Raw genomic sequence first — 26,295 nt, 5'->3', positions numbered from 1 at the left:
CAGTGAGGTCACCCAATAATTATTTTGATGCTGCTGTCACAAAAAGAGCTGCTTCGGTGTTTTAAGAGTGTAGGCGGGAGGGGGTAAGATTTTTGGATAGAGACTATAGAGAGCATAAATCAAACTCAGAAGAAATTGAGATGCTGGTTGAAAGAACCAAACTTGGCGATAAGGAAGCATTCGCGTCCATTATAAGAAAATTTGAAAAACCAATGTATATCTATTGTTATCATATTCTCAAAAACAAGGAAGAAGCCGAGGATGCGCTGCAAGAAATATTTATCAGAGTGTATGAACAGATACATAAGTATCGTCCCCATATGACGTTCTCGGCATGGCTGTACAAAATTGCCTACAATCACAGTCTGAATCAAATCAGGAGCAAAAAAAGGTGGTTTCGTTTTATAGATCGTTATAAATATAATCAGCCTGAACCTTCACCTCAGCCAATAGACGGTCAAACGACACTGAAGGATTATCTAAACTTACTGACGACCGAAGAGAGACATATAATCGTTCTACGTGCGATACATCAATATAACTTTAACGAGATTAGTGAAATTATGAATATGAAACCCGCTACTGTGCGAAAAAAGTATGAACGTCTTCGCAAGAAACTGCAGACAAAGGAAGTTAACGAAGGAGGAACAGTGAATGCGTCGATCACCAAATCCGTCTAAAAAGTTAAGTGTTCACCAAGTGGAGCAGATGATTCGCGATACGGATACGCCAGAGCACAGCATGAGTCAACAGATTGTACAAAAACTTGAATCCAAAAACGAGTCAAGACAAAAGCCATTCTTTACAAGAAAAGTGGGAGTCATCGCAGCGGCATCGGTTGCGTTTTGTGTGTCTCTAACTCCTGTTATGGCTCAAGCCATAGAACGTCTATCACTGCTGGAGTATATTAATCCGTTTGCCCAAGAAATGAAAGTGAATCCAAATGAGAAGGCCGATACTCTTTATGTAAAAGGTTTAGATGGGAATAAAAAATTCCACTCGGGTATGATTCGCTTTGATGACATTGAGGATCAAGAGTTTAAAGGTCAGCTGCAGAGGGTTTGGAATGAGATTTTCCCCCAAGGAGAAGCAATTCATGATGTGATTATGTACGAGTATGATAAGGGCAAATTTCACATAGAGGCGCGAAACGAAAACAGATCCATCCAATTTGACGAAGGTAACTGGTATTATGCGGCACAGCCGATTGGAGAGAACCAGGTACCAGATGCGGCAGTAGATGCAGCAGATCGAGTTTTCAATAAAGTTGGGAATTTTAAACAAAGTAAAAGGTCAGTGAATCGAATGGTTCTAAGACCCAATCAAAACCCGGTATATAAGTTCGTATACAACACAGAAAAAGGTTCTATCCTCATTGATGTACAAAAAAATACGAATCAGATCACAAGCATTGTAGCTTTTCCGTTGTCGGATCAACTCCATAAATTGGAGGATGATAAAAATAGATATCGTGACTTGGTTGAGAAAACAAAAGCCATTGAGCTGGGCAGCATTCGTGAAGAAGCCGTGAAACAAGCTAAAGTGTGGATGAACTTGGACTTGACTGATTATAACGTATCCAAACTTGAATACCGATTCGATACCTTAACGTTCACCAAAGCGGGTTCTCCAGACGTGACGGCGGTGTACACCTCTAAAGGAACGATCTATTCTATTAAAATTGATTTAAGGCAGTTATCTGAGAAAGGCACGGACTAATTCATGCAATGAAAGGGGGTGATGACTGCTGAGTTCACAGATTTATTTCAACGTAACTGAAACATTCCATTTAAAACTGCGGGTAAGTAAATAAAAAATAAAGGAGTTTATTCTTATGAACAAAAAAATAATTTTTCCTATCGTCGGAGCAGCTTTATTATCAGGGAGTTTGCTTGGATTCGATACAACGAATCAAACCAATGCGTATAACAACGTAAATAAAAACATTAAACAAAGTGCTGCATTAGAGCAAACCCCTATGCAAAAGGCTCAGGATAAGCTTAGAGAATTGACAGGAAATACGTATACGTTAATTCAAGGAGTAACAGGGAAGGATGCGATCCATTTTAAAAGAGATAGTGTCAAGGACGACATTATCGCTTATAAAGCGAATGGAAAGCTCGAAACGATCGGTATTAAAATCAATTATGAAGACCTGAATGGTGGCAAATATCAAGCCAAACTGAAGGAAACGTGGGAGACGTTATTTCCAGGGGAAGAACCGAAATATGTGAATATCTCAGAGTCCATCTACTATGAGGGCACAATCTCCTCGAATGCTCTGCAAAATAAACAAATATATATGCAGGAGAATGGCAAGGTTTATGGTATAGATTATGCTCCTGGCGAAGCCCCGGCAAGCTTGCAGGAGGAGGCTGCTGAAGTATTATCCAGGCTTACGGATGGAAAGATCAAGCAGGGTGCCAAGTTAGATCGGATGTATGTCCGTGATGGTAAACCGAATGTGTATCAATATAAGTATAAAACCAAAACAATGAATGTGAGCTTTGCCATCGAAGAACAGACGCTTGAACTGCTCCAAGCCGATGTATATCTTAAGGACGGTAAGGGTGTAGATAATTATGAAGAATTCCAGAAACGAGAAAATGAAAAAAGTGCAGAGCTGAAGAAGTTGACGTTGGACACTTTATTGGAGAACGCCGTGAAAGATGCGAAAAAGATGATGGACTTGGATTTGAAAGGATACAAGGGAACGAGCGGAGCAAACGCATGGGACGAAGATTATATGACGTTCACCAAAGAAGGAGCACCTTCAGTTACCGGCAGATTTAATAAAGACGGTTCGTTCAGCAGCTTTACCGTTGATAAGTATGATCAGACAATCGATTTTTACGGGATGACCATCGCAGGTCCTCCAAATGAAGAGCTCAAATTAATATTGGACTGACTGATCTGCATTAAAAAGCAGCTTGGAGATGCAATTATAGTTCATCTTAATTATGAGGTTTTAAAAGAAAGGAATTCATTCATATGAACAGAAAGAAAATTTTCCCTATGATCGGGGTAGCTTTATTATCAGGAAGTTTGCTGGGATGTCAGGCGCCTGTCCAAGCAGATTCGGCTAACAAGGTAAATATTAATGCTTCACAGCATGTTAAAGCAGATCAGAAGCTTATGCAGCAGGCTCAGGATAAACTGAAAGAGCTCACAGGCAATACCTATAAGTTAATTCAAGGAAAGGCCATGAAAGATTTTGTGAGCTTTAAAAGGGAAAATTTCAAATATGATACGATTTCCTACAGAACGAATGGAAAGCTGGATGATATCGGTATCACAATTAATTATGAAGATTTAAACGGTGGGAAGTATCAAAGCAAACTGAAGGAAGCTTGGGAAACGTTGTTCCCAGGAGAAGAACCCAAATACGTGAGTATCTCAGAGTCGATCTACCGTGTGGGTACAATCTCATCGAATGCCAAACAAAATAAACAAGTCTATATGGAAGAAAACGGGGATGTGCATGGCGTAAATTATACACCTGACAATGCCCCGGCAAGCGTGCAGAAACAGGCTGCTCAGGTATTATCCAAGCTTACCAATGGTAAGGTCAAGAAAGGGGAAAAGCTGGATCGTGTGTTTGTCCTTGATGGCAAACCAAGTGTATATCAATATAAGTTTAAATCAAAAACGATGGATGTGAGCTTTGCCATTGAGGATCAAACGTTGGAAGTGCTTCAAGCAGGCGTTCAAAGTAATGGTAAGGGCATAGATGATTACAACGAATTCCAGAAGAAAGAAAAAGCAAAAGATGCAAAGCTTAAGAAGCTGACGTTGGATACATTAATGAAGAATGCAGTGAAAGATGCAAAAGCAATGATAAATTTTGATTTGAAGGGATATAAAGGAGCAAGAGGAACAAATGCATGGGATAAGGATCAAATGACGTTTACCAAACAGGGGGCTCCTACAGTCTTGGCCACCATGAATGCTGATGGATCGTTTAACAGCTTCATCGTAGAGAAGAATGGTCAGCATCTCAGTTTCGGTGGAAACACGATCGTAGGACCTGCCAATGAACAACCCAAAATATTAATCAACTAATTCAAATGTAAAAATCTGCAGCTGTGATGATTCATCTTCCAGATGAACGTTCCAGATTCAAGAAGATCATTCGTGTTTCGTCCAGGAAGCCTCTCCGTATTTCGGAGGGGCTTTTGCTTTTAGTACGGCTATAGCCATGAAACAAGGTACATCCCCATCATGACCACTCGTTGGGCAGTACGGATTGGACGAACACACTTTTTCTGCCTTGTCCACTTCTATCTCTCACCAAAATCAATCTGCTGCATCTAATAAACTATCAAAATGAAGGAGGTTATGAGAATGGGAACGAGAAGACCCACAGGTGGATATGATCCAGTCCAGATTTATAACTCTACTCCGTTTAATGCGTATGGAGCCGTTGAGTATGCATCCATCTTTTGCAGCAATGATCAATACAGTGTACAGCGTGAAGAAACATGGCAGGCTTCTGGACGTGGGGTATGTCTGGTCACTCGAATCACAGCAACAGTAAGAACACCAAGTGGCAATATCGCAGCCGAACCGTACACGTCATCTGGAACATCTTACAGCCAGTTTGCCATCATACAGGTAGGTCCGAACCAGTTCCGGGTAACGCGTGTGGTAAGTTCGGCTAGACGCCGCCGGAAATGTTAACCGTATCGGCATAGAATCAATTAAATTACCACAGTTTATAAGATAAGAAGCGGCCCTCCAGATTCATTCATGGAGAGCTGCTTTTTTCGCATCATGATCACATGCATTAATGTTAATGTATGGATCAAGTATGGGATATCAGTATCTTCTGCAAAAGCAGTTCATCCCTTATGGGGATACCTTGATCCGACACGAGAGGGATGCTTGGTTTCAAAGCTCTTGCTTTCTCTACGGCATCCGGATAAATACGAATGATCTGGTAACCCCTTTTTTGATAAAAAAGAAGGGCGCGGAGGTTATCGTTTGTCGTGATCAGTTGAATACTATTCCGATAAGCCTGCCTTGCAGTGTCCTCTACTCTTCTCAAGAGGGCTGAACCGATCCCCTGATTCTCGTCCAGACTGTCGAGCGAGGTTACTTCGCATCGATCATCATGCATAACGTATGTAATATATCCTCTTATTTCTCCATGATCGTTCAGTACTGCGTAACCATCCAGCGCCTCACTGGAATAGATACCTGTTGAGATAACCATCTTCGGACTTCCCCAGTGTTCGGCAAAAAAATCATTCCGCTGCGCAGCAGGAATGCGGCAGCTCTCCACTATTTTCATATGTATTCTCCTATGTTTGTTCCATTTTCAATGTCCATACCGCATAGTTTGGACTCATTATCCATTATATCGTGTCTTACTCTCTCTCGAAAATATCATAATGCTGCTGGGTTATCTAATCAAATCTGTAATGAAAGGAACAGCTCACCAGATCCATGGTGAGCCGTTCCTTGGTGTTGTGAAGCCTTGGATTAATGCTTCTGATACCACAATATTCGGCGATACATCGAGGAATCTTTCAAGCGGCGAAAAGGGCGCAGGTTAGGGCGGTAATTACCCTCAATGATCCAGATTCGGCCTTTCTTATCCACACCCATGTCAAAGCCTACTTGTCTTAGATCAGGATAGTGTGCTGCTAAACTCTTGGCCGCCAGCAGTGCAGTCCGGTTGACTTGCAGGAGCAGCTTTCGCCCCCCTATACGGGCAGACTGCAGTGCCTTGAGCGCAGGAATGATTCGGCTGGTCACATTGGTCACTAAGTAACCGCGTGATGCAACCTTGGCGTAGGAGCCGGTTACGATCCATGGAGAGGAATTGTTTTTTTTACGCTGCACCATAATTCGAAGATCGAACGGTCTATGCTGCATGCAGGCTAAATGAAGACGCTGCTGCACAACATAATCGCGATTCCTGTAAGTCTGATCAAGCCAATCCTGTAATTCATCTGTATTTTGCATCGTTATGGTGTTGTTCTCGTTTTGGACACGGTAGGTGTCCAGTTCCAGACGCTGTATGAATATAATGTCTCTGCCGTAACGTCCGTCACAGGGTTTAAGCACAACGCCTGAATATTGAAGAAGCATTCGAGATAACGTTTCTTTCTCAAGCAGCTGTGTTTCAGGCAGTCGTCCGGCGAGTAAAGGTACACTGCTGAGGACGCGATACTGCAGCCATTTGTCCCGTTGTAATCCCATTACATCACAGCCTTTGATTTGGTAGGGGGTTACGTCACCTCCTATTCTAAATCAAACCCGTCTCCGACATAAGCCGCCATTCGTCTAAAAACAACAACAACAATTCGGTTAAGTGGTATGAATATTCACGGACTTTTTTGCCGTGAACTCTATATTAAATTTTTGAGTCTATAAAATAGTTAAAGGTGTACGTGATGTTATTGCTATGTTTTGTAAGCTGTGCTACGCTTTATAACGCAAGATAGTGAATTATTTCACAATACAATCGTGAGGGAGAAAGATCTCAGTGGAACTGACAAAAAAGAGATGGATTATTCTGATTGCAAGCTGTTTTATCAATCTATGTATTGGCTCCATCTATGCGTGGAGTGTATTTTCTGCCCCAATGGCAGCTTATTTAAGCGGCCTTGCAGGGCGTACATTAACACCAGGGGATTTGGCTATTGTTTTCACAATCTGCAATTCGGTAGGACCGATTACCATGATATCGGGCGGATGGATTAACGACAAGTTTGGGCCGAAAAACGTTATTCTGATTGGCGGATTATTATTTGGGGGCGGCATGATTTTATCCGGATTTGCATCTTCGGTAGGTTTTCTGGTATTTGCCTACGGGATCGTACTTGGCTTGGGAACAGGTATGATCTACGGATGTACTATCAGCAACTCCATCAAATTTTTTCCGGATAAACGTGGATTGGTTGGGGGTGTAACCACGGCTGCTTATGGTTTAAGTTCTGTAATCATTCCTCCGATCGCCAATGTTATTATTAGCGGCTCGGGTATAACTTCTGCATTCATTATCATCGGGATTACTTTTCTTATTATTATCTGTGGGGCTTCGTTCTTCATTGAAAAATGTCCGGCTGACTTCGTTCCGTCTGGATGGGCACCGAAGAAAGCCGAGTTCAGTCGTGCTGCGACAGAGGATAAAAACTGGAAAGGCATGCTTGCAAGCCCGATTTTCTATGTTATGATACTGCTGCTCATTAGTGGAGCTTTTGCCGGACTTATGTGCGTATCCCAAGCCTCACCGATCGCGCAGAAAATGGTTGGTTTATCTGCTGCGGCTGCGACTACTGTTGTGTCTGTCCTGGCATTATTTAACACAGGCGGACGCATTCTGGCAGGATATGTATCAGACAAAATTGGCCGAATCAATACACTTGCCATCACGTCTCTGTTATCCGTGGCCGGGCTGATTCTGCTTTATTTATCAGGAGAGAGCAGTGCAGTCACATTTTATATGGGAATTTCCATGATTGGTCTAAGCTTTGGTGCCTTAATGGGGGTATTCCCCGGCTTTACGGCAGATCAGTTCGGGGCCAAAAACAACAGTGTCAATTATGGGATTATGTTCATCGGATTTGCGCTGGCGGGTTATTTCGGACCTTCCATCATGAGAAATGTGTACAGCCTAGACGGCAGTTATCAGAGAGCTTTTGTTATTGCAGCGATTTGTGGTCTGACTGGCTTCATTCTTACCTTCGTCTACAAATGGGCCGTTAAGTATCAGAGTAGAAGTTCTAATAACAACACAAAAGTGACAGTGTAAAAAAGACTTTTCTGATTCGATCATAGAATGTTTGAATCAGCTGACATATAGATCATAGGATACAAAATGAACCGAACCACCTGTGAATACACGGGTGGTTTTCATGTTTCGTCAAAAAGAGCGTTCTTGTCTTAAATGGGTAGTCTTTTAAGACTATAAAGCGCTGCATGATATACACACCTTTTTTACCAGTAGATTACAAAAATACTCGTTTACGGCCCTCGTTTTCGGTGGTATACTCTCCTATATTCAAGGAAGATATTAGCGCAAATATGCAGCAAGCATTGTAAAAATTTGTCGAATTGGGGCTCGTTTCGAATGATTATAGCTAGAGAAAAGGAAGAGACGATCATCCTTATTCCTTCCCTGGAACCAGATGATAGACTTTTATCCTATGTACGTCAGCTGCAGGATTATGGTTTTACCAAATTAGTTGTTGTAGATGATGGTTCTGGTGAAGCCTACCAGTCCATCTTCGAAGAATTAGAAGACAATGGGTGTGCGCTGCTGAGGCATACGGAGAATCAGGGGAAAGGTGAAGCACTGAAGACCGGATTTCGTTACATAGTACAGCACTACGGGCGGGCTCATTATGTTGTTACTGCGGATTCAGATGGCCAGCATGCAGCGGAGGACGTGTACCGAATTGCACAGGAAGCTAAGCGTCATCCCGATGATCTGCTGCTTGGTGTGCGGGATTTCAGTGAGGGCGGCATTCCCCCCAAGTCTTTGCTTGGGAACCGAATGACTTCGTTTATTTTTGCCCTGTTATACGGTAAGAAACTATCGGATACCCAGACAGGGCTTCGCGCCTTCAGCACAGGGTTATTGCCGTTTATGCTGAATGTGCGCGGCAAACGGTTTGAATATGAGCTGCAGATGCTGATCTCCTGTATTCAGTCCGGGATCACCATCCAGACGGTGCCCATTCAGGTAATCTACGAAAACTGTAATGCTGGTACGCATTTCAAAGCCATTCAGGATAGTGCTCGGGTGATGGGGGTACTGTTTGCGAATTTCTTCCGTTTCATCTCGTCGTCGCTGGCCAGCTCCGTGGTCGATCTGGGCATTGCCTGGTTTCTGATCGACTTTCTGCGTCCGATCATGGGGGAACAGCATTATTTAAGAATTCTGCTCGCCACCGTTATCGCGCGTGTGATATCTATTGTTGTGAATTACGTGCTCAATAAGTATTTTGTATTCCGGAAGGAAGACAGCCGGGGGAGTCTTTGGCGTTATTTGACGCTGTGCGGCTTGATTATTCTGCTGTCGAGCACCGGTGTTTATTTATCGCATACCCTATTCCTTGTGGATGAGAAGGCGGCGAAGTTTGTATGTGACGCGATCTTGTTTCTGCTCAGCTTCCAACTGCAGCGGAGATGGGTATTTGCGGCAAGGAGGCAGCAGCAGTAGTGCAGAACGAGAAAAGACAAAATGTATTTTTCATCATTACGATGATCCTCATGACGATCTATTTGATCTGGCGTGCGTTCTTTACGCTTCCATGGGGAGAAGGTGTGCTGAATGTCATATTTGGCATGCTGCTCATTGCAGCCGAGACCATCACGGTAGGAACAACCTTCGAGTTATTTTTCCAAAAGATGCAGAAGAAGCGGGCTCAGCTCGATTTTCCGGTGATTCCGGACGAATATTACCCGCATGTTGATGTATTTATAGCAACCCATAATGAACCTGTTGACCTCTTATATAAAACTGTGAATGCCTGTACGTTTATGGATTACCCGGACAAGTCGAAGGTACACATCTACCTGTGTGATGACGGTGCAAGACCAGCAGTGGAGGAACTGGCGAATCAGTTCGGTGTAGGCTATCTGGGGTTCCCCGGCAACAAGGATGCCAAATCAGGCAACCTGAACAATGCGCTGAGCAAGACATCTTCTCCCCTGATTGCAACCTTTGATGCAGATATGATTCCGCAGCATACGTTTCTGATGAAAACAGTCCCTTATTTTATGCTCTCCACATTTATTGAAGAAAATGGAGAATGGCGCCTACGGCGTGAAGATGAGATCGACCCCACCTTTAAGCTGGGGCTGGTTCAGACACCGCAGAGTTTCTACAACCCGGATCTGTTCCAGTTTAATCTCTATGCGGAGCAGGGCATCCCGAATGAACAGGATTTCTTCTCCCGTGAAGTGAATATTCTGCGCAATGCATCTAATGCGGTTGCATATACGGGCAGTAATACGGTAATTTCCCGGCAGGGAATGATGGATATCGGGGGCTTCCCGCTGAATACCATCACGGAGGATTTCGAGACAAGCATCCGGCTGCAGCAGGAAGGTTACATCACGTATGCCACGCAGGAGGTGCAGGCTGCGGGCCAGACGACTACCACGATTCCGAGTATGATCAAACAGCGGATTCGCTGGGCGAGGGGCATTATTCAGAGTCTGCAAAATACACGCGCACCCTTCTCCCGAAAGCTTCCTTTCTGGACCAGAGTGACCTATGTGAGCAGTTTTTTGTATTGGTGGTCTTTTTTTAATCGACTGATCTTTATCCTTTCTCCAATTCTATTTGCTTTGTTTGATTTTCAGATTGTAAATACAACCTTCTGGCAGATTCTGATCTTCTGGCTGCCGTCGTATTTCTTCTATAGTCTGTCGATGCGTTATCTGTCCAGCAACATACGAAATCAGCGATGGAGTCAGGTCATTGATACGATCTTTATGCCTTATCTAATCTGGCCTGTCATTCTGGAAACGGTCGGTATCCGGGAGCGAAAGTTCAAGGTAACGAATAAAAGTCGTTCAACCGGACGCCAGTGGATGGCCTCACTGAAATATGCGCTTCCGCATATCTTTTTGCTGCTGCTGTCCATCGCCGCAATCATCCGGTATGTTAATGGCAAGTACGGCATGGCTCTGTTTTTCAGCAGCATTATTATCTTCTGGCTCGTTCACAATATGATAGCCTTGTTCTACGCCTTGTTCTTCATGATCGGGCGCCGTGCATACCGGGAGAATGAGCGGATTCGGGCACAGGAGGAGCTCACGATTCGTTATCCAGACAGCCCACTGCGTTATGAGGCGCAAACTGTCGACCTGTCAGAGAACGGCATCGCATTCTATGTACCGTACCCGATCTACCTACCAGAGCAGAAGACAATCTCTTTGATGGTCCAATCGAGTCGATATGAAGCGAATCTGGATGCTGTTATCGTGTATGTCAAAGCAGATGGGGAAGGCTGGCGCTATTCGGCTACGGTCCAACCGATCAGTGAGGCGGATAATCGCCAATACATGCAGCTCATCTATGACCGGAAGCATTCGCTGCCAGAGCAGATGAATCTATGGGATACTGCGTATGATGACATGCTGCGCAATGTGAAAAAACGGATTGTTCAGCCTAGACCCGATCAGCGGAAGATGCCGAGACTTTCCCTCCATCTTCCCGTAACGTTCACGAACCATGCGAGCTGTACGCTGTTGAGCTTCAATTATCGTTTCTTCTCTGCGACCGGGCTGCAGGGCAAAATAGCCGAGGGGTCAGAGGTTATCTTTTATACGGCCAGTAATATCGAAGTGGTCTTGAGACATACCGGTAAAACAACGGCGAACAAACGTGAAGTGCTTCTCTCCGTGGAGAACATCGATGAGATTCTGGGGCGTGGTTTGATTGATCAACTGCTGAGTGATTTGATCCGTCCGCAGGCTGAGCGGTTCACCAAAGAGGGTTAGGAGAGATAGAAATGCTGTTCTTGCTTCAACTTGTGATGGGTATATTACTAATAATATCAATGATCGGTTATATGCAGTTTGTTCGTAAAGTCATGTCCATCCGGTGGGAGTTCATCCCGATATTTGTGTTCTCGTCTATTGCCTGTATCATCTATTTTGCCGGATTAGCGGGGCAGCTCTTCACGGGAAGTATTATTGTGCTGGTCGCAGGATTGCTGATGTTTAGAGGCAATGTGGTGCAGGCCTTGTATCAGAGCAAACGAAGGGCATGGTCATTTTCGTTTTCGTTATTCCAATTAAGCTTTTTGGGCGGGGTCTTCATATTTCTGCTGATTCTGTTCCATACCGAGCTGACACACTACGATAATTTCTCACACTGGGCAATTGTCGTGAAGGATATGCTGAGCACCAATGCGTTTCCGACGCCGGATTCCGATTTGATTGAGTTTAAAAATTATCCACTCGGCACCTCGTCGTTTATCTATTACATCTGCCGGTTTATGGGACATGCTGAGCCAATCATGCTCTTAGCGCAGGGCCTCTTGATTTTCTCCTGTTTCTACGCCATGTTCGGTATTGTGTCGGAGAAAAAACGGTTCCTGCTGTATGCTTTTCTCGGGTTTGGTTTGTCCACCTTGTCCTTCTTCAACCTGACAATTCGTATTACCAATCTGCTGGTGGATTTCCTGCTTCCGATCTATGCCCTGGCCATAGTGGCAGCCATATATCAATACCGTCATGATCTTAAGCGGGCCTGCATCATTATTCTTCCGCTGGCAGGCCTGCTGACCATTATCAAAAGCACAGGTATTATTTTTGCTGCTGTTGGCCTCATCTTTCTCGTATACATCTGGCTTAAGCATAAGCAGCGCGCTAACTGGAGAATAGGACTTGCTGTGATCGGAACGATAGTAGGAGCGCTGCTGCCCTATTTTAGCTGGAGCTGGCGTATGGCAACCGTATTCCACGGTGTAAACAACAAATTTGAGGGAGCCGCTGCTGCGCTGAAGTCAGGGAAAACAGCTGAGCAGAAGTGGGAGATCCTGGTGCTCTTCCTGAAATCCAGTATAGATATTACATCCAGACCTGTACTGGGGATTGTTATTTTCCATCTTGCTGCAATCGCTGCTTCCATTACGGTCTATGTGGTGCTCAAGAAGAAGTGGAATCTGTGGAAAGCACTGATTGCGCTCGATGTTGTGGTTGTGCTGTACTATGCTGGAATACTGGCCTTGTATCTATTCTCCATGCCGGTGGATGAGGCCGTCCGACTGGCCGGGTTTGAGCGTTATGCATCTAGTATCGTTGTGCTGTTTGCCGGGGGACTGGTACTCTGTGCTGCTGTTGATATAGAGCGTACGTTTCATTACCGCATAGGTGAGGTGCCTGATTATCAGTCATTCAAGACGGTACAGTCCAAAAGGCATTATCAGCAGGGGATTATCGCCTGTATGGCGCTCGCGGCCACAACGCTCCTGTCGGAGTATAACGGCATGATATCCATCACCCAAAGCTATGATAAAACGCTGCCTTATGAAGTTCATGCAGTGACAGGTGATCGGTGGTATACCGGCGGCAGGGAGGATATGAATCGTTATCTGTTTTATGGCTCTGATCGGGATCAGCAGGTTACGAGTTATTACATGCAGTATGTCGGCAGATATTTTCTATACGCACCGAATGTGGATGGCATCGTGCTGTTCTATGAAGATAATATGGATAATCTATTAAGTAACTACGATTACCTTGTCGTGGTCGAGACTGATCTGAATGCCAAATGGCTGTTGAAAAAACACTACGGTATTGATATGCAGAAGGGCATTTACAAAATCACCCGCACCGGGAACCAGATTGTGCTGACTTTGACATAGTCCTTAATCGACAAAAACATGTTTCTATGATAGGCTGAAAGCATCCCAAGGGCATTCTACTTTTTCAAGTAGAGTGCCTTGCTGTATATTATGGGTGTTTACATTTAATGTATTTATTATGATTGCGATGCAATGTGGAGGTGGTGATGCTATGTTTCTCTCTTTAGCCCCCTTAGGGGAATGTTGGATGATCGAAAGAGTACAAAAAATCATTGAATATAGAGGAGCGAACATAGCATGACTACTTATATACAAGCGGAGAGCCGCATCAAATTAAAGCCTTCCAGACTTCGGAATTTGCGTCAATCTGGCCGCCTGCCCGGAATTGTTTTTGGCAAGAACACAGAGAATGAGATGATTCATATACCCGCGATTCAATTCGAAAAGTGGCTCAAACAAGGCACTTCCGGTTTTATCGAACTGCAGTTTGAAGAGAAGCCTTCGCTTACCGTGCTGTTTGAGGACCTGCAGCGTGATCCGGTTACACGGGATTTGATTCACGTCGATTTTCAGCAGGTACAGAGTGGAGAAGTGCTGCGCACCAAAATTCCTGTCAAGTTCAACGGAACACCAGCGGATGCGAAGTATGGTGGTGTTGTGCAGATCCAGCTAGCTGCTATTGAAGTGGAGGCGCTGCCTCGCCATCTGCCAACCGTGGTCGAGTTCGATATCAGTGCAATGAAGATTGGAGAAACGCTGCATGTGAAGGACGCAGTGTTCGCTCCTGAGGTAACGGTAATCTCGGAGGGCAACGAGTCACTTCTTTCGGTTATTAAACCTTAAGAGTAGCGAAGTATAATTAAGTCAAGCTGCATGGGCTAATCGCCTATGCAGCTTGTTTTTTTGGAGTGTGAATCGCAAATAAAATATTTCTCATCCATGGAAGGTAATATGGGAAATAAGATACAATACTATAAGGAGGAAGTTTTTGAACAAAGGTGGTGAATGTATGAAGGAATTGCACAGTCCGGTGAACCGTAAAACGTATTATTTTTCCATGTTATTGATGATCATTCTAATGGCGGCTGGATTAGGTGTATCTACATTAGAACTTCAGTCCGTTACACCCGGGTATATAATCCACTTGTTATGTGTCATGATTATCCCTGCATGTCTGCTCATGTATCCTCAATATGAGACGTTTGCTTTCCGATTGACCATCATTTTGCTCGGGTTTGTCTATTTCTACACACTTGCCCTGCTCTATCCTCAGACGTGGACAACGTACATCATGATCTGTCTGCTTCCGGCTCTCGCTATATTGTTTTATGATTTCAAACTGTTCTATATCTCCCTCACTCTGAACGTAATCCTGCTGGTGATCGTGACGGGTTATATCCATAGTCAGGGAACGACGTACAGCTATATACATACAGATCTGGCGGGTAATCTCATTAATATTATTGCGAGTCAACTGCTGCTGTTTCTCATCTTTTATCTGACCTTTGATCGTATACGAAAGCAGGAATTATATCTAGAGCAGGTCCAGCAATCCGAACGTCTAAAAATGGTTTCGCATTTAACGGCAGCGGTTGCTCACGAAATTCGTAATCCGGTGACCGTGGTGCGGGGGTTCCTGCAGCTCTATCGGGAGAATCCTGCGTTTAACGCTTCGGATAAATCGAAGTTTGCGCTAATGATAGACGAGCTGAATACGGTCGAACAGGTAACGTCTCAATTCCTGAATATCGCCAAACCAAACCATGAGATGATTCCCGAGAGGGTGGATGTACAGGATGTGCTTGAAGGGGTTGCCAGTCTGCTGGGTTCTTATGCGACATTATCCAACAAACATATAGATATTCAGGTCGGCGAGGGATGCACCATCCTCATGAATGCGATTGAGTTCAAGCAGGTAATCATTAATCTGATCAAGAATGGCCTCGAGGCCTCGGATGTGGGGGAGATGGTTCTCGTAACCGCAAAACGCGTGAAGCAAACGGTGGAGATCAAGATTAGTGACCAGGGCTGCGGCATGACTGAGGAAGAAGTGAAGGCTCTCGGGACACCGTTTTATTCACTAAAAACGAATGGTACCGGACTTGGACTGATGATCTGTTTCAACATCGTGGAGAAGGCTCTCGGAACGATTAAGTATCAGAGTGAGAAGGGAAAAGGGACTACGGTGACTCTAACGTTTCCGGCAGCAGACCGCAGCTAAAGGGCACGGAGAGTAGTCGATTCCCTGTGAAGAGGAATAAATAAAAGAAGAGTATGAGTATAAATAGATTTAAAAAGTGAGTTAAGAAAGGCTGCCGAGGGGCAGCCTTTTTCCTGTTCTTATTCACCATCTTAATCAGCTCTGACTCAGGGAAACGAAGGATAACGCTCGCCGGCTGCAAACCCTTTTGGCGAGATGTGTTCGATCTCGGCCAGTTCTTCCGGCGTGATCATTACCTGCAATGCACCGAGGTTCTCCTGCAGCCGATCCAGACGTTTCGTACCAGGAATAGGCACAATCTGCTCCCCCTGCGCCAGGAGCCAGGCTAGAGCCAATTGAGGCGTAGTGCAGCCTTTTCGTGCGGCAAGCTGTTCAATCAGCCGAACGACTTCCAGATTTTTATTGAAATTATCCCCTTGGAAACGAGGAAAGAAACGGCGGTAATCATCCGCAGGAAGATCATCAAATGTCCGAATCTGTCCAGTCAGGAATCCGCGTCCCAAGGGGCTGTAGGGTACAAAACCGATACCCAGTTCATCCAGCACAGGCAGTACCTCATCTTCTACTTCGCGGCTCCATAGCGAGTATTCTGTTTCTACCGCTGTGATGGGATGAATGGCATGTGCCCGCCGGATCTGATCCGCCGCTGTTTCTGAAAGACCAAGAAAGCGGACTTTACCCTCCTGCACAAGTTGAGCCATAGCGCCGACGGTCTCTTCAATGGGGATGTCTGGATCAACACGATGCTGATAGTACAGGTCGATGTAATCCGTGCCCAGTTGAAGCAGGCTGGAATCGATTGATTTTTTGACATACGCCGGGTGTCCGAGTACTTTCATGGTTGGAGATACAATGCCGAATTTGGTCGCCAGAATGGCTTGATCACGGCGGCCTTTCAGAGCTCGGCCAACCAGCTGCTCGTTACCTCCGAACCGTCCTTGCTGCATGAAATGTTCACCATATATATCAGCTGTGTCGAACAAGGTAACTCCCTGATCCAGTGCACCATGGATCGTGCGTATCGAATCCTCGTTATCAGGCATCATCATGGTACCAAGTCCCAGTGCGGATACCTCAAGTCCAAGTGAACCTAACTTCCTTTTCACCACTCCATTATTAAACTCCATCATATTGTCCCTCTTTTCCGCAAATTAGAGAATATAGACCTTTCATTGTTACGCTAAGGTATGATCCTATTTTAATTCGCAGCAGCTGCCCCAACCACAGCATGCCTATGCTAGTAACGGCAGTACCAGGATGAGGTATTATTTCGGTTGTCTTGTATAGAACTACGGTGGTAAATGAAGTGTAGATCAATCAATTTGTGAAAGAAGAGGGGCAAGCAAAGTTTATGATTCCTGTTTCTTGACTGGAGAATAGATGCACAGATGCAGATCTGGATGGTCGAGGGTGAAGGATAGAGATTTAATCTCGTATACATTTACTTGCTCTTGGCCTGGAGGTTGGTAGAACACACGCGTAACCCTCTTAGCCTCTACTTGGTGCAGCTTCCATAACGATGCAAATTCAGGACTTTCTTTGGAAAGGTTGTCTACAAACCGGGGGAACCACGGATCATGTGCATATTTATCATAAGAGGTACGGAATATGGCAGCGGAATGTGCCGCCATCTCCTCCCAATTGATAAGTCGAACGCGCATTTCCGGATCTGTAAATAGGCTGGACATCATGTTTCGTTGTTCTGGAGTACGTGAAGTGAAGTCCATTACGTATTTGTCGACAGCTGTGTTCCAGGCCAGCAGCTCGGCACGGCCATTCGTGATGAACGCGGGAAAAGCCATCTGATTCACAATATCCCACCAAGATTGAGAGATTTCCGAGGTGATTGGCGGCGCCATCTCAGGCTCATTGCCATTCCATAGGCCGAGAAGGTGGGCGTGCTCATCGGGAGACAACTGAAGGGCCCGGCCAATACTCTCGATAACTTCTCGGGAGACGGCCACCTCTCGTCCCTGCTCCAGAAACGTATAATAGGTTGCGCTAACCCCTGCCAGTATGGCCACCTCTTCTCGGCGTAACCCAGGTGTTCGGCGCTGCCCATGAGTCTTGGCGAATCCTGCTTGCTCGGGTTGAAGCCTTGCGCGTCGAGATTTCAGATAATCTCCCAAGGTTTTGGCACGCATGCTGTTTAAGTCCACAGGTGACAGAGGGGCTGGTTGTGATAGGTTGTTCATATCAACCATGACGAGATCACCTCCTGGGCTTTTTTATCCTAAATTATATTGCTTGTGATATACGTAAATCTTTACGGAACTTACCGTATCCGTACGATATATGTTACTCCGTGTCCCAGCTATTATATCACTACTGTATCCATTGCTGCTGGCTCACGGCGTTTTCTGCGTTTACAGAATAGAGTAAGCATAAAGGCAAGGAAGTGAGGAAAATAGGAGTGCGAGCATGGGGATGTTTATTCAATCTCTATCTCCTTCACCGTCTCGCCCTCCACCAGCTCAGGCTGATAGTAGGTTTGATGGGGGAGATCTTTCTTCCCCTGCAGCTTGCGAATGACCCAATCGGCAGCGTCACGTCCCATCTGCTCTTGAGGATGCGTGAGTGTGGTGAGTCTGATATTGGCATTTTTGGCGATGTAGGAATTGTCCTGACCAATAATGGATAGCTCATCCGGGATTGAAATGCCGAGCTGGCGACAGGCATGCACTACCTCTAACCCAACCTCGTCGTTGTAACAGACAATTGCGGTGAGTGCATCCCGATTTTCTTGCAGATAGGCTGTCACGTTTGCAGACAGATCAGCCTTTGATGCGGTATCAAACGAGAGCACATGCTCGGGATAGAACCTCAGTTTTGCTTCCCCCAGTGCCTTGATGTATCCCTTCATCCGGTACTTGCCCTGCAGATCATCCATTTTGGCAATTATCCCAATCTGGGTGTGGCCTTTGGAGATTAACTCTTTAGTGGCGAGATAACTGGACTGTACATCATCCAGACAGAAAAAGGGTACCTCTAACTCCTCATAATACGCATTGATCATCGCAAACGGCACATCCTGCTCCTTAAAGGACAGGTAGTATGCAATATTCGGATTATACAGATTGCTTTTGGTCGGTTCCACAATCAAACCATCCACACCATAAGAGAGCATCATTTCAAGCGCCTTTTTCTCTTGTGCCACATCATTATTTGTACTGGCGAGCAGCAGCGAGTAGTTGTCCTCATTCAGACGACGTTCGATACCGCGAATAATGGATGGGAAAATATAGTCCGAGATATAGGTTGTGATGACCCCAATCGTCTTTTTGGAAGGGTTACCACCTGTTCGCGATCGGTACAGATTGCTGACATAGGTGCCCGAACCTTTTTCGCTGCGTAAAAATCCCTCGTTGGATAATTCCAAAATGGCCTTACGAACCGTCTGACGGCTCACGTTATACCTCTCCTGCAAGGCTGATTCGGTGGGGATTTGCTCGCCGATGCTGTACGTTCCCGACAGGATATGACTCTTTATATCATCAATAATGACTTGGTATTTAGGTCTCAATTCGTCCACTTCTTTCGTTGTAACTTCTATATAAAAATTGAATTACAGGTCGTTCGTGCATTGCAATTCGATGATAGAGTAACCTTCTATATTATTCAATTCATAGTATTTCAGTATATAAGTTATTAAATCAGTGCTTAAGTTGTACGTACATATTTTAGCATGGTTTGCTTTGCTTGCAAGAGAAACCGTACATTTTGTTAAATGTTGCGTACAGCTGGCTTCAATTTTGCCAAATTGAATGTTACTTTTTGAAGGTAGAACAATTGAAAATACGTTGATATTACTGAATATTTCTCAAAAGTAGTTCTTTGTTAGTATAACTTTGATATCTCATTGACAAATGTACGTACAAAAAATATACTAAGGCTGTCAGTACAGGAAAGCGCATTCTTGGAATGTTGGAATAGATTAGAGCCATTAACGGAAGTGGAAATGCACATGGTTGTGTGTGGACTGGAATAGATGCCATTCCTCGGACGTAGATGGCGACCAGAGAGGGGAAATGCGGAAGTGACGAGTCATGTGGATGTGAAAGAAGCTATTGCTAAGGGCGCAACCTCACTTGGGATTGAGCTTGGATCAACACGCATTAAAGCGGTATTGATTGATGAGCATTTCGAGACGATTGCCTCCGGCAGTTACGAGTGGGAGAACCTGCTAAAGGACGGCTATTGGACGTACAATCAGGAGGATATCATCACGGGTTTGCAGACAGCGTACCGCGAGTTAAAGCAGGATGTGCAGCAGAAGTATGGTGTACCGCTGGCGACCGTAGGTTCAATCGGATTCTCTGCGATGATGCACGGATATATTGCGCTGGATCAAGCGGGGGGAATGCTCGTGCCGTTTCGTACATGGCGTAACTCTACGACGGGTGCGGCTGCACGCGAGCTGACAGAGCTGCTGCAGTTCAATATTCCGGAGCGCTGGAGCATTGCGCATCTGTATCAGGCAGTTCTGAACGGAGAACAGCATGTGCCTCAGATTGATTACCTGACCACACTGGCGGGTTACATCCACTGGCTGTTGACAGGGAATAAAGCGATTGGGATCGGCGATGCATCGGGGATGTTCCCGATTGACGAGACAACGCATAATTATCATCCGGCGATGATTAAACAGTTTAATGACCATATTGCTGGTAAAGGGTACCCATGGAAGGTCGAGGATCTGCTGCCTAAAGTGTACCTCGCTGGAGAACATGCAGGTGCATTGACCGAAGAAGGAGCGAAATTGCTCGATCCATCAGGAGAACTGGCATCCGGTATTCCACTGTGTGCACCAGAAGGTGATGCAGGAACGGGGATGGTTGCCACCAATAGCGTTCGAAAGCGTACAGGGAATATCTCAGTGGGCACCTCCGTCTTTGCGATGATTGTACTGGAGAAGGAGCTGTCCAGCGTATACCCCGAGATTGATATGGTAACTACGCCGGATGGCAGTCCGGTCGGCATGGTGCATGCCAACAACTGCTCCAGTGACCTCAATGCATGGATCGGATTGTTCCGCGAATTCGCTCAGGCGATGGGCATAGAGGCTGATTCCGGCAAGCTGTTCAGTGTGCTGTTTAACAAGGCGCTTGAAGCCGACCCGGATGGGGGCGGATTACTCAGCTACGGGTATTACTCTGGCGAAAATATTACAGGTCTGGAGCATGGACGTCCGTTATTCGTGCGCTCACCTGAAAGCAAGTTTAACCTGGCGAATTTCATGCGCACACACCTGTTCAGTGCGTTTGGCGCACTCAAGATTGGCATGGATATCTTGACCGAGAAGGAGCAGGTGGCGATCGACAGCATTTTGGCACATGGCGGTCTGTTTAAGACACCTGTGGTGGGACAGCGAATCGTAGCTGCGGCCATGAATGTTCCTGTATCCGTCATGTCTACCGCAGGTGAAGGCGGAGCATGGGGAATGGCCTTACTGGCTTCATACCTGATTAATCAGGGTGAGCAGGAAACGCTGGACGTTTTCCTGGAGCAAAAGGTGTTCAAGGATGTCGAAGGGGTCGAAGTGGCACCGGAATCAGCAGATGTAAAGGGCTTTGAAGCATTTATCGAACGCTACCGGAGCGGACTTGCCATTGAGCACGCCGCCGTAGAGCACTTGGTAGAGAACGGAGGAAACTAAACATGTTAGAACAGCTAAAACAAGAAGTATTCGAAGCCAATCTGGAGCTGCCTAAGCACGGTTTGGTGAAGTTCACTTGGGGGAATGTCAGCGCGATTGATCGGGAAAGCGGTCTGTTCGTCATTAAACCAAGTGGAGTCGACTATGAAAAAATGAAAGCCAGTGACATGGTTGTCGTCGATCTCGACGGTAACGTGGTCGAAGGGGAGATGAGACCTTCCTCGGACACTGCAACCCATGCCGTCCTATACAAACATTACAAGGAAATCGGCGGCATTGTGCATACGCATTCCACATGGGCAACCATCTGGGCGCAGGCAGGCCTGGACGTACCTGTCATGGGAACGACTCACGCCGATACGTTCTACGGAGCCGTGCCGTGTGCACGTTTCCTGAACCAGGATGAGATCGATCGCGGATACGAAGCGGAGACAGGTCGCGTAATCATTGAAACGTTCGAGCAGCGTGGACTGGATGTGATGGCGATTCCGGCAGTGCTCCTGCATGGTCATGCACCGTTTACATGGGGCAAAGACGCCAAGTCGGCTGTGGTGAACAGCGTCGTGCTGGAGGAAGTGTGCAAAATGAACCTGTACGCGCGTCAACTGAACAACTTTGCCAAAGAACTGCCGCAAGGCATTTTGGATAAACACTACCTGCGCAAACACGGCAAGGACGCGTATTACGGCCAGAAGTAATCTGTATTATGCAGAGCTCGGGGTGCTGCATTCAAATTAACCCGAAGGTTAACCAGCGATTGAAAGAGGGTACTGCAATCGTGTTCCGGTGTAACTACCCTGCCCAACCCGCAGTTGAATAACCTTTTTACACCATTAACGGAGCAGACAGAAGAAAGCTGTAGAAGCGGAGCGTTCACCTTTATCACCGGATTTCCCCCTTAAGAGGGGAATGGAAAGGAATCCGATGATAACCAGCGATCGAAAGATGGTACTGCAATCGTGTCCTGGTGTAACTACCCTGCCCAACCCGCAGTTGAATAACCTTTTTACACCATTAACGGAGAGTGCAGAACCAATCTGAAGAAGCGAAGTGCTCGCGTTTATCCTCGGATTTCCCCATTAAGAGGGGAAGGAAAAGAAATCCGATGATAACCAGCGATCGAAAGATGGTACTGCAATCGGAGTGCCCCGGTGTAACCAGCCTATCCAACTATAAACTAACGAAATGAGGATGATTCCATGTCAGCAACAGCAGCAAAAGAGTTTTGGTTCGTTGTCGGTTCACAGCATCTGTACGGAGAAGAAGCACTCGGTGAAGTTAAAGCAAACGCACAGAAAATTACGGATGCCCTGAACGCTAGCGGCGTACTCCCTTACCCGCTTGTGCTGCAGGATTTGGCTGTAACCGCAGACAAAATTACCAGCATCATGAAAGAAGTGAACTACCGCGATGAAGTAGCGGGTGTAATCACTTGGATGCATACCTTCTCTCCAGCAAAAATGTGGATTCGCGGTACGAAGCTGCTGCAAAAGCCGCTTCTTCACCTCGCAACGCAGTATAACGAGAGCATTCCATGGGCAACCATCGACATGGACTTCATGAACCTGAACCAAGCGGCACACGGTGACCGTGAGTACGGCTTCATCAATGCTCGCCTGAGAAAACAAAATAAAATTGTTGTGGGATACTGGGAGCGTCCGGAAGTGCAGCAGCAGGTTGCAGACTGGATGGACGTAGCGGTGGCGTACAACGAAAGCTTTAACATCAAAGTTGCTCGTTTCGGCGACAACATGCGTAACGTAGGGGTAACAGAAGGTGATAAAGTCGAAGCTCAAATCCAGTTTGGCTGGACAGTAGACTACTACGGCATTGGCGACCTTGTGGAATACGTGAACGCTGTAACTGAGCAGGAGATTGATGAATTGATCACGCAGTATGCGGATCTGTATGAATTCGATTATGGCACGAACAGCAAAGAAGCGTGGGAAGCCAGCGTACGTGTGCAGGCAAGCTATGAAATTGCGATCAAAAAGTTCCTGGATAACGGTGGTTACACGGCTTTCACAACGAACTTCGAAGATCTGCACGGCATGAAGCAGCTTCCGGGCCTGGCGGTACAACGACTGATGGCTCAAGGCTACGGATTCGCGGGAGAAGGAGACTGGAAAACAGCTGCGCTGGATCGTTTGCTGAAAATCATGGCTCACAATGAAAACACGGGCTTCATGGAAGATTACACATATGAAATGGCATCCGGTCAGGAGGCGATTCTGCAATCCCACATGCTTGAGGTTGACCCGACACTTGCCAGCACAAAACCAAGAATCATCGTCTCCCCACTGGGAATTGGCGATCGTGAAGACCCGGCTCGTCTCGTATTCGACGGCAAAGCTGGAGAAGGCGTCGTAGTATCCATGGCAGACTTCGGTACACATTATAAATTGCTGATCAACGAAGTATCCGCCTTCGAACCAACCGTTCCTGCACCCAACCTGCCAGTGGCACGTGTATTGTGGACAGTGAAGCCGAACTTCCAGGACGGGGTTAAAGCCTGGATTGAGAACGGGGGCGGACACCACACGGTTGTATCTCTGAACCTGACGACAGATCAGATCATCACGTACGCGAAGCTGGTGAACTTGGAGTACGTTGTAATTAAATAGGAAAAAGACGCGGATTTATTGGTTTTATACAATCATCGTGAATAACGTAACACAAACTGCAGCGGTTGAATTCAAGTTGTATTCCGGCAGTACCTGAAGTATGATCAGAGTATAACGAGATCGGGCTGGAAAGTCATATCAGACATCAGCGCGAGCATCTGCTTGCAGTATAAAAAGTGTATTTCCAGAGGCCGAGAGATAATCTCGGCCCTTTGTTTTATTTTGCGGCAGATCGTTTCATTTCAAAGGAGGTTATTTCATCATGACACATACATACGAAAGTCTTACAGCTCAGCTTAAAACATTAGGCATAGATCCCTGCGGTACACTGCTTGTCCATTCATCCATGAAGAGTATGGGAGAAGTGGAAGGTGGAGCAGATACTGTGCTGGATGTGCTGAGTGACTACATGAAGGACGGATTGCTTGTGCTGCCTACACATACGTGGTCAACGATTAACAAGGATAATCCATTGTTTCACGTGGAAACTTCTTCCTGCTGTGTGGGCATTCTGCCTGAGCTGTTTCGTAAACGTGATAACGTAGTCCGCTCCTGGCATCCTACACACTCCGTAGCGGCCCTAGGTAAAGACGCACGGGCGTTCACTCAGGACGATCATCTCTTCGATACGCCGTGTGCACGAGGTTCTGTATGGGGCAAGCTGCTCGATCGCAAAGCTACTATACTGCTGGTCGGCGTGGACTTGAAACGGAATACGTTCATCCACGGCATAGAAGAATGGGTGGACATTCCAGGCAGAATGACAGATGATCATGAGATGCTGTATACGGTTTTGCCGGATGGAACTAAAATTTCCGTGCCTTCGCGCAGACACTGCGGTTTATCATGGTCAGAACATTTCTGGAAAGTAGATGATGTACTGGTTCAAGCAGAAGCTATGCATAAAGGAAGCTTTGGAGATGCTGTCGCCAGCGTATGTGATGCCGCCAAAACAACTGAGGTACTTACGGAGATGTTAAAGGAAAATCCGGATCTGTTCTCGGACAATGAGCCATTGGCAGATGTGAAGTAAGCGGAAATTGTCTGATACTCAGGTTGAAGAAGGAGCCTGATTTTCAATGCAAAGCAAACGATCTTCTAATGAAGCGAATGAAACAATGGGGCGTTAAGATGAGAAACGAGCTTCAGCTTCTGATACTTCACCTATAGGAGACTGATGTCCTTTCAGGTATTTGAAACAAGAAACCTACCTCTGATGATGTAGGTTTCTTTTGGTGTTTATCTCTGTTTCTGAAAAAGTTAGAAAGTGAGACCAGCTACTTTTGATGTCAGGGTCCATAAGATTAGAGAACGGCGTGTTCTGCTAGTCTGTTGTCGCTCTGTGCTAGTTACGTATCGGAATGTGAAGAGTATCATCATATTCATAAGTCAGCGTAGGTGGAAGTTTATCATCCGAATGTGTCAGTCAGCAGAAGGAGGTGCAGATGAATGACAACTCAATCCTTTGACCGCATCAAAATGCCGCCAGGTTTCTGGGGTGGACTATGTCAATTGGGGATTGCCGCACATGATGTCGTCCGCAAAGCCGGACTGCCGCTTACGATTATTTCGGAGCCGGCTGTAATTACTGCTCAATATTATGCAATCTGGCAGGCATATTCCGACTTAGCAGGGGATATTGCTCAAGGAATAATCAAACTTGCAACCACATATGAAGTCGCGAAATATCCGCCAACAATATTAGCCACCTATCACGCCTGTGATTATCGTGATGCATTGCAGCGGATGTCCCGATATAAGCTGCTCTGTCCTCCCGAAAGGTTGAACATGATTGAAGACGGCGAGGAATGCACGATTGAGTTGGATTGGCTCGTTACCGATCAATCTTGTCCACCGTTACTGGTTGGTATAACGCTGGCATTTCTGCTTGAGTTGGGACGGCGGGGGACAGGTCAGCATCTGACAGCAAAAGCTGTAGAATTTGCACAGCCGATGGGAAATGCACAGGTTCTCGAAGCGTACTTTGGGTGCCGCGTCCGAACAGATGCCGATCGGAATCGATTGACACTGCATCGGAGAGATTTGGATCGTCCTTTTCTTACTTATAATAAAGAATTGCTTGAAATTCTCACCCCTGCACTGGACTGTACGATACATGAACATCAAGAAACTTGTTCTGTGTCGGAGATGGTCCAATGGATTATGAAGCGCAGCTTCAGCGCCGGACGTCCCGATATGCATACGATAGCCAAGGAAATGGGCATGAGCGATCGTACGCTTCAGCGCCGACTAACCGATGAGAACACAAGCTTCGTAATTCTGCTTAAAAAGGCAAGGCATGAACAGGCACGAATGTATCTGGCAGACTTATCTCTGGACATTAAAGAAGTGGCATTCCTGCTTGGATATGAAGACCAAAACTCATTTTACCGGGCATTCCGTACTTGGGAAGGCGATACACCTGCTCATTGGCGCAGCGAATATGCGGAAGGATATGCAGCTCAGGCAGAAGATACACATTCGGACATTCAACGTAGTCATTAAACAACCGGAACA

The 26,295-nt window shown here is 46.0% G+C and carries 21 protein-coding genes; 16 read left to right on the top strand and 5 right to left on the bottom strand.

Annotated elements, in window-relative coordinates:
* The first annotated feature begins 92 nt into the window (after nt 1-92).
* The 5 genes from MKY97_RS28605 to MKY97_RS28585 all read left to right on the top strand — a co-directional run bounded on the left by MKY97_RS28605 (nt 93) and on the right by MKY97_RS28585 (nt 4,680).
* A complete protein-coding gene (locus MKY97_RS28605) occupies nt 93-680 on the top strand; it encodes a sigma-70 family RNA polymerase sigma factor (RefSeq protein ID WP_342553514.1) in 588 nt (195 codons plus the stop codon).
* A complete protein-coding gene (locus MKY97_RS28600) occupies nt 655-1,719 on the top strand; it encodes a hypothetical protein (protein WP_342553513.1) in 1,065 nt (354 codons plus the stop codon). Before MKY97_RS28605 ends, MKY97_RS28600 begins: the two co-directional genes overlap by 26 nt.
* 115 nt (nt 1,720-1,834) lie before the next feature.
* The gene (locus tag MKY97_RS28595) at nt 1,835-2,908 is read left to right on the top strand and encodes a hypothetical protein (RefSeq protein ID WP_342553512.1); all 1,074 of its coding nucleotides are present in this window, start codon (nt 1,835-1,837) and stop codon (nt 2,906-2,908) included.
* Nucleotides 2,909-2,991: 83 nt separating this feature from the next.
* Nucleotides 2,992-4,062, top strand: coding sequence for a hypothetical protein (locus tag MKY97_RS28590; protein ID WP_342553511.1), 1,071 nt, complete (start codon nt 2,992-2,994; stop codon nt 4,060-4,062).
* A gap of 282 nt (nt 4,063-4,344) precedes the next feature.
* Nucleotides 4,345-4,680, top strand: coding sequence for a hypothetical protein (locus tag MKY97_RS28585; protein WP_342553510.1), 336 nt, complete (start codon nt 4,345-4,347; stop codon nt 4,678-4,680).
* A 124-nt stretch (nt 4,681-4,804) separates the two neighbouring features.
* On the opposite strand, the gene MKY97_RS28580 is transcribed toward MKY97_RS28585, so the two are convergent.
* Together MKY97_RS28580 and MKY97_RS28575 are read right to left on the bottom strand one after the other, a co-directional pair.
* Nucleotides 4,805-5,293 (bottom strand): GNAT family N-acetyltransferase, encoded by a 489-nt coding sequence (locus MKY97_RS28580; protein WP_342553509.1) that lies wholly within the window; start codon nt 5,291-5,293, stop codon nt 4,805-4,807.
* A 191-nt stretch (nt 5,294-5,484) separates the two neighbouring features.
* Entirely contained in the window at nt 5,485-6,207 is a 723-nt protein-coding gene (locus MKY97_RS28575; protein WP_342553508.1) for a YheC/YheD family protein, read from the bottom strand.
* Between the two features lie 286 nt (nt 6,208-6,493).
* Here MKY97_RS28575 and MKY97_RS28570 point away from each other — a divergent pair, with 286 nt between their 5' ends.
* From MKY97_RS28570 to MKY97_RS28545, 6 genes are all read left to right on the top strand, one after another.
* Nucleotides 6,494-7,762: an OFA family MFS transporter gene (locus MKY97_RS28570; protein ID WP_342553507.1), complete on the top strand. Its 1,269-nt coding sequence runs from the start codon at nt 6,494-6,496 to the stop codon at nt 7,760-7,762.
* Between the two features lie 318 nt (nt 7,763-8,080).
* On the top strand, nt 8,081-9,175 hold the full coding sequence (locus MKY97_RS28565) for a bifunctional glycosyltransferase family 2/GtrA family protein (protein ID WP_342553506.1): 1,095 nt from the start codon (nt 8,081-8,083) through the stop codon (nt 9,173-9,175).
* On the top strand, nt 9,175-11,466 hold the full coding sequence (locus MKY97_RS28560; RefSeq protein ID WP_342553505.1) for a glycosyltransferase family 2 protein: 2,292 nt from the start codon (nt 9,175-9,177) through the stop codon (nt 11,464-11,466). The genes MKY97_RS28565 and MKY97_RS28560 overlap by 1 nt, the downstream gene beginning before the upstream one ends.
* Before the next feature lie 11 nt (nt 11,467-11,477).
* Nucleotides 11,478-13,337 (top strand): hypothetical protein, encoded by a 1,860-nt coding sequence (locus MKY97_RS28555; RefSeq protein ID WP_342553504.1) that lies wholly within the window; start codon nt 11,478-11,480, stop codon nt 13,335-13,337.
* Between the two features lie 237 nt (nt 13,338-13,574).
* A complete protein-coding gene (locus MKY97_RS28550; RefSeq protein ID WP_342553503.1) occupies nt 13,575-14,120 on the top strand; it encodes a 50S ribosomal protein L25 in 546 nt (181 codons plus the stop codon).
* Nucleotides 14,121-14,286: 166 nt separating this feature from the next.
* Complete coding sequence (locus tag MKY97_RS28545; protein ID WP_342553502.1) at nt 14,287-15,498, top strand: HAMP domain-containing sensor histidine kinase; 1,212 nt, start codon at nt 14,287-14,289, stop codon at nt 15,496-15,498.
* Between the two features lie 146 nt (nt 15,499-15,644).
* Here the strand turns inward: MKY97_RS28545 and MKY97_RS28540 are convergent, their stop codons facing one another.
* The 3 genes from MKY97_RS28540 to MKY97_RS28530 form a co-directional block, all read right to left on the bottom strand.
* Complete coding sequence (locus MKY97_RS28540; RefSeq protein WP_342556483.1) at nt 15,645-16,625, bottom strand: aldo/keto reductase; 981 nt, start codon at nt 16,623-16,625, stop codon at nt 15,645-15,647.
* A 222-nt stretch (nt 16,626-16,847) separates the two neighbouring features.
* Nucleotides 16,848-17,702, bottom strand: coding sequence for a helix-turn-helix transcriptional regulator (locus tag MKY97_RS28535; protein ID WP_342553501.1), 855 nt, complete (start codon nt 17,700-17,702; stop codon nt 16,848-16,850).
* A gap of 227 nt (nt 17,703-17,929) precedes the next feature.
* Complete coding sequence (locus MKY97_RS28530) at nt 17,930-19,021, bottom strand: GntR family transcriptional regulator (protein WP_342553500.1); 1,092 nt, start codon at nt 19,019-19,021, stop codon at nt 17,930-17,932.
* A gap of 513 nt (nt 19,022-19,534) precedes the next feature.
* Here MKY97_RS28530 and MKY97_RS28525 point away from each other — a divergent pair.
* The 5 genes from MKY97_RS28525 (at nt 19,535) to MKY97_RS28505 (ending at nt 26,283) form a co-directional block, all read left to right on the top strand.
* Nucleotides 19,535-21,154 (top strand): FGGY-family carbohydrate kinase, encoded by a 1,620-nt coding sequence (locus tag MKY97_RS28525; RefSeq protein WP_342553499.1) that lies wholly within the window; start codon nt 19,535-19,537, stop codon nt 21,152-21,154.
* Nucleotides 21,155-21,156: 2 nt separating this feature from the next.
* Nucleotides 21,157-21,852: an L-ribulose-5-phosphate 4-epimerase gene (locus tag MKY97_RS28520; protein ID WP_090923505.1), complete on the top strand. Its 696-nt coding sequence runs from the start codon at nt 21,157-21,159 to the stop codon at nt 21,850-21,852.
* A 501-nt stretch (nt 21,853-22,353) separates the two neighbouring features.
* A complete protein-coding gene (gene araA, locus MKY97_RS28515) occupies nt 22,354-23,778 on the top strand; it encodes an L-arabinose isomerase (RefSeq protein ID WP_123063856.1) in 1,425 nt (474 codons plus the stop codon).
* A 262-nt stretch (nt 23,779-24,040) separates the two neighbouring features.
* Nucleotides 24,041-24,811 (top strand): AAC(3) family N-acetyltransferase, encoded by a 771-nt coding sequence (locus MKY97_RS28510; RefSeq protein ID WP_342553498.1) that lies wholly within the window; start codon nt 24,041-24,043, stop codon nt 24,809-24,811.
* A 416-nt stretch (nt 24,812-25,227) separates the two neighbouring features.
* Nucleotides 25,228-26,283, top strand: a complete 1,056-nt coding sequence (locus MKY97_RS28505; RefSeq protein ID WP_342553497.1) for an AraC family transcriptional regulator ligand-binding domain-containing protein — start codon at nt 25,228-25,230, stop codon at nt 26,281-26,283.
* Nucleotides 26,284-26,295: the final 12 nt, after the last annotated feature.

The sequence above is a fragment of the Paenibacillus sp. FSL R7-0652 genome (assembly GCF_038595045.1).
In the GTDB taxonomy this organism is placed as follows: domain Bacteria; phylum Bacillota; class Bacilli; order Paenibacillales; family Paenibacillaceae; genus Paenibacillus.
The sequence above is the reverse complement of the archived record's forward strand: the minus strand, read 5'-3'. Positions and strand labels throughout refer to the sequence as shown.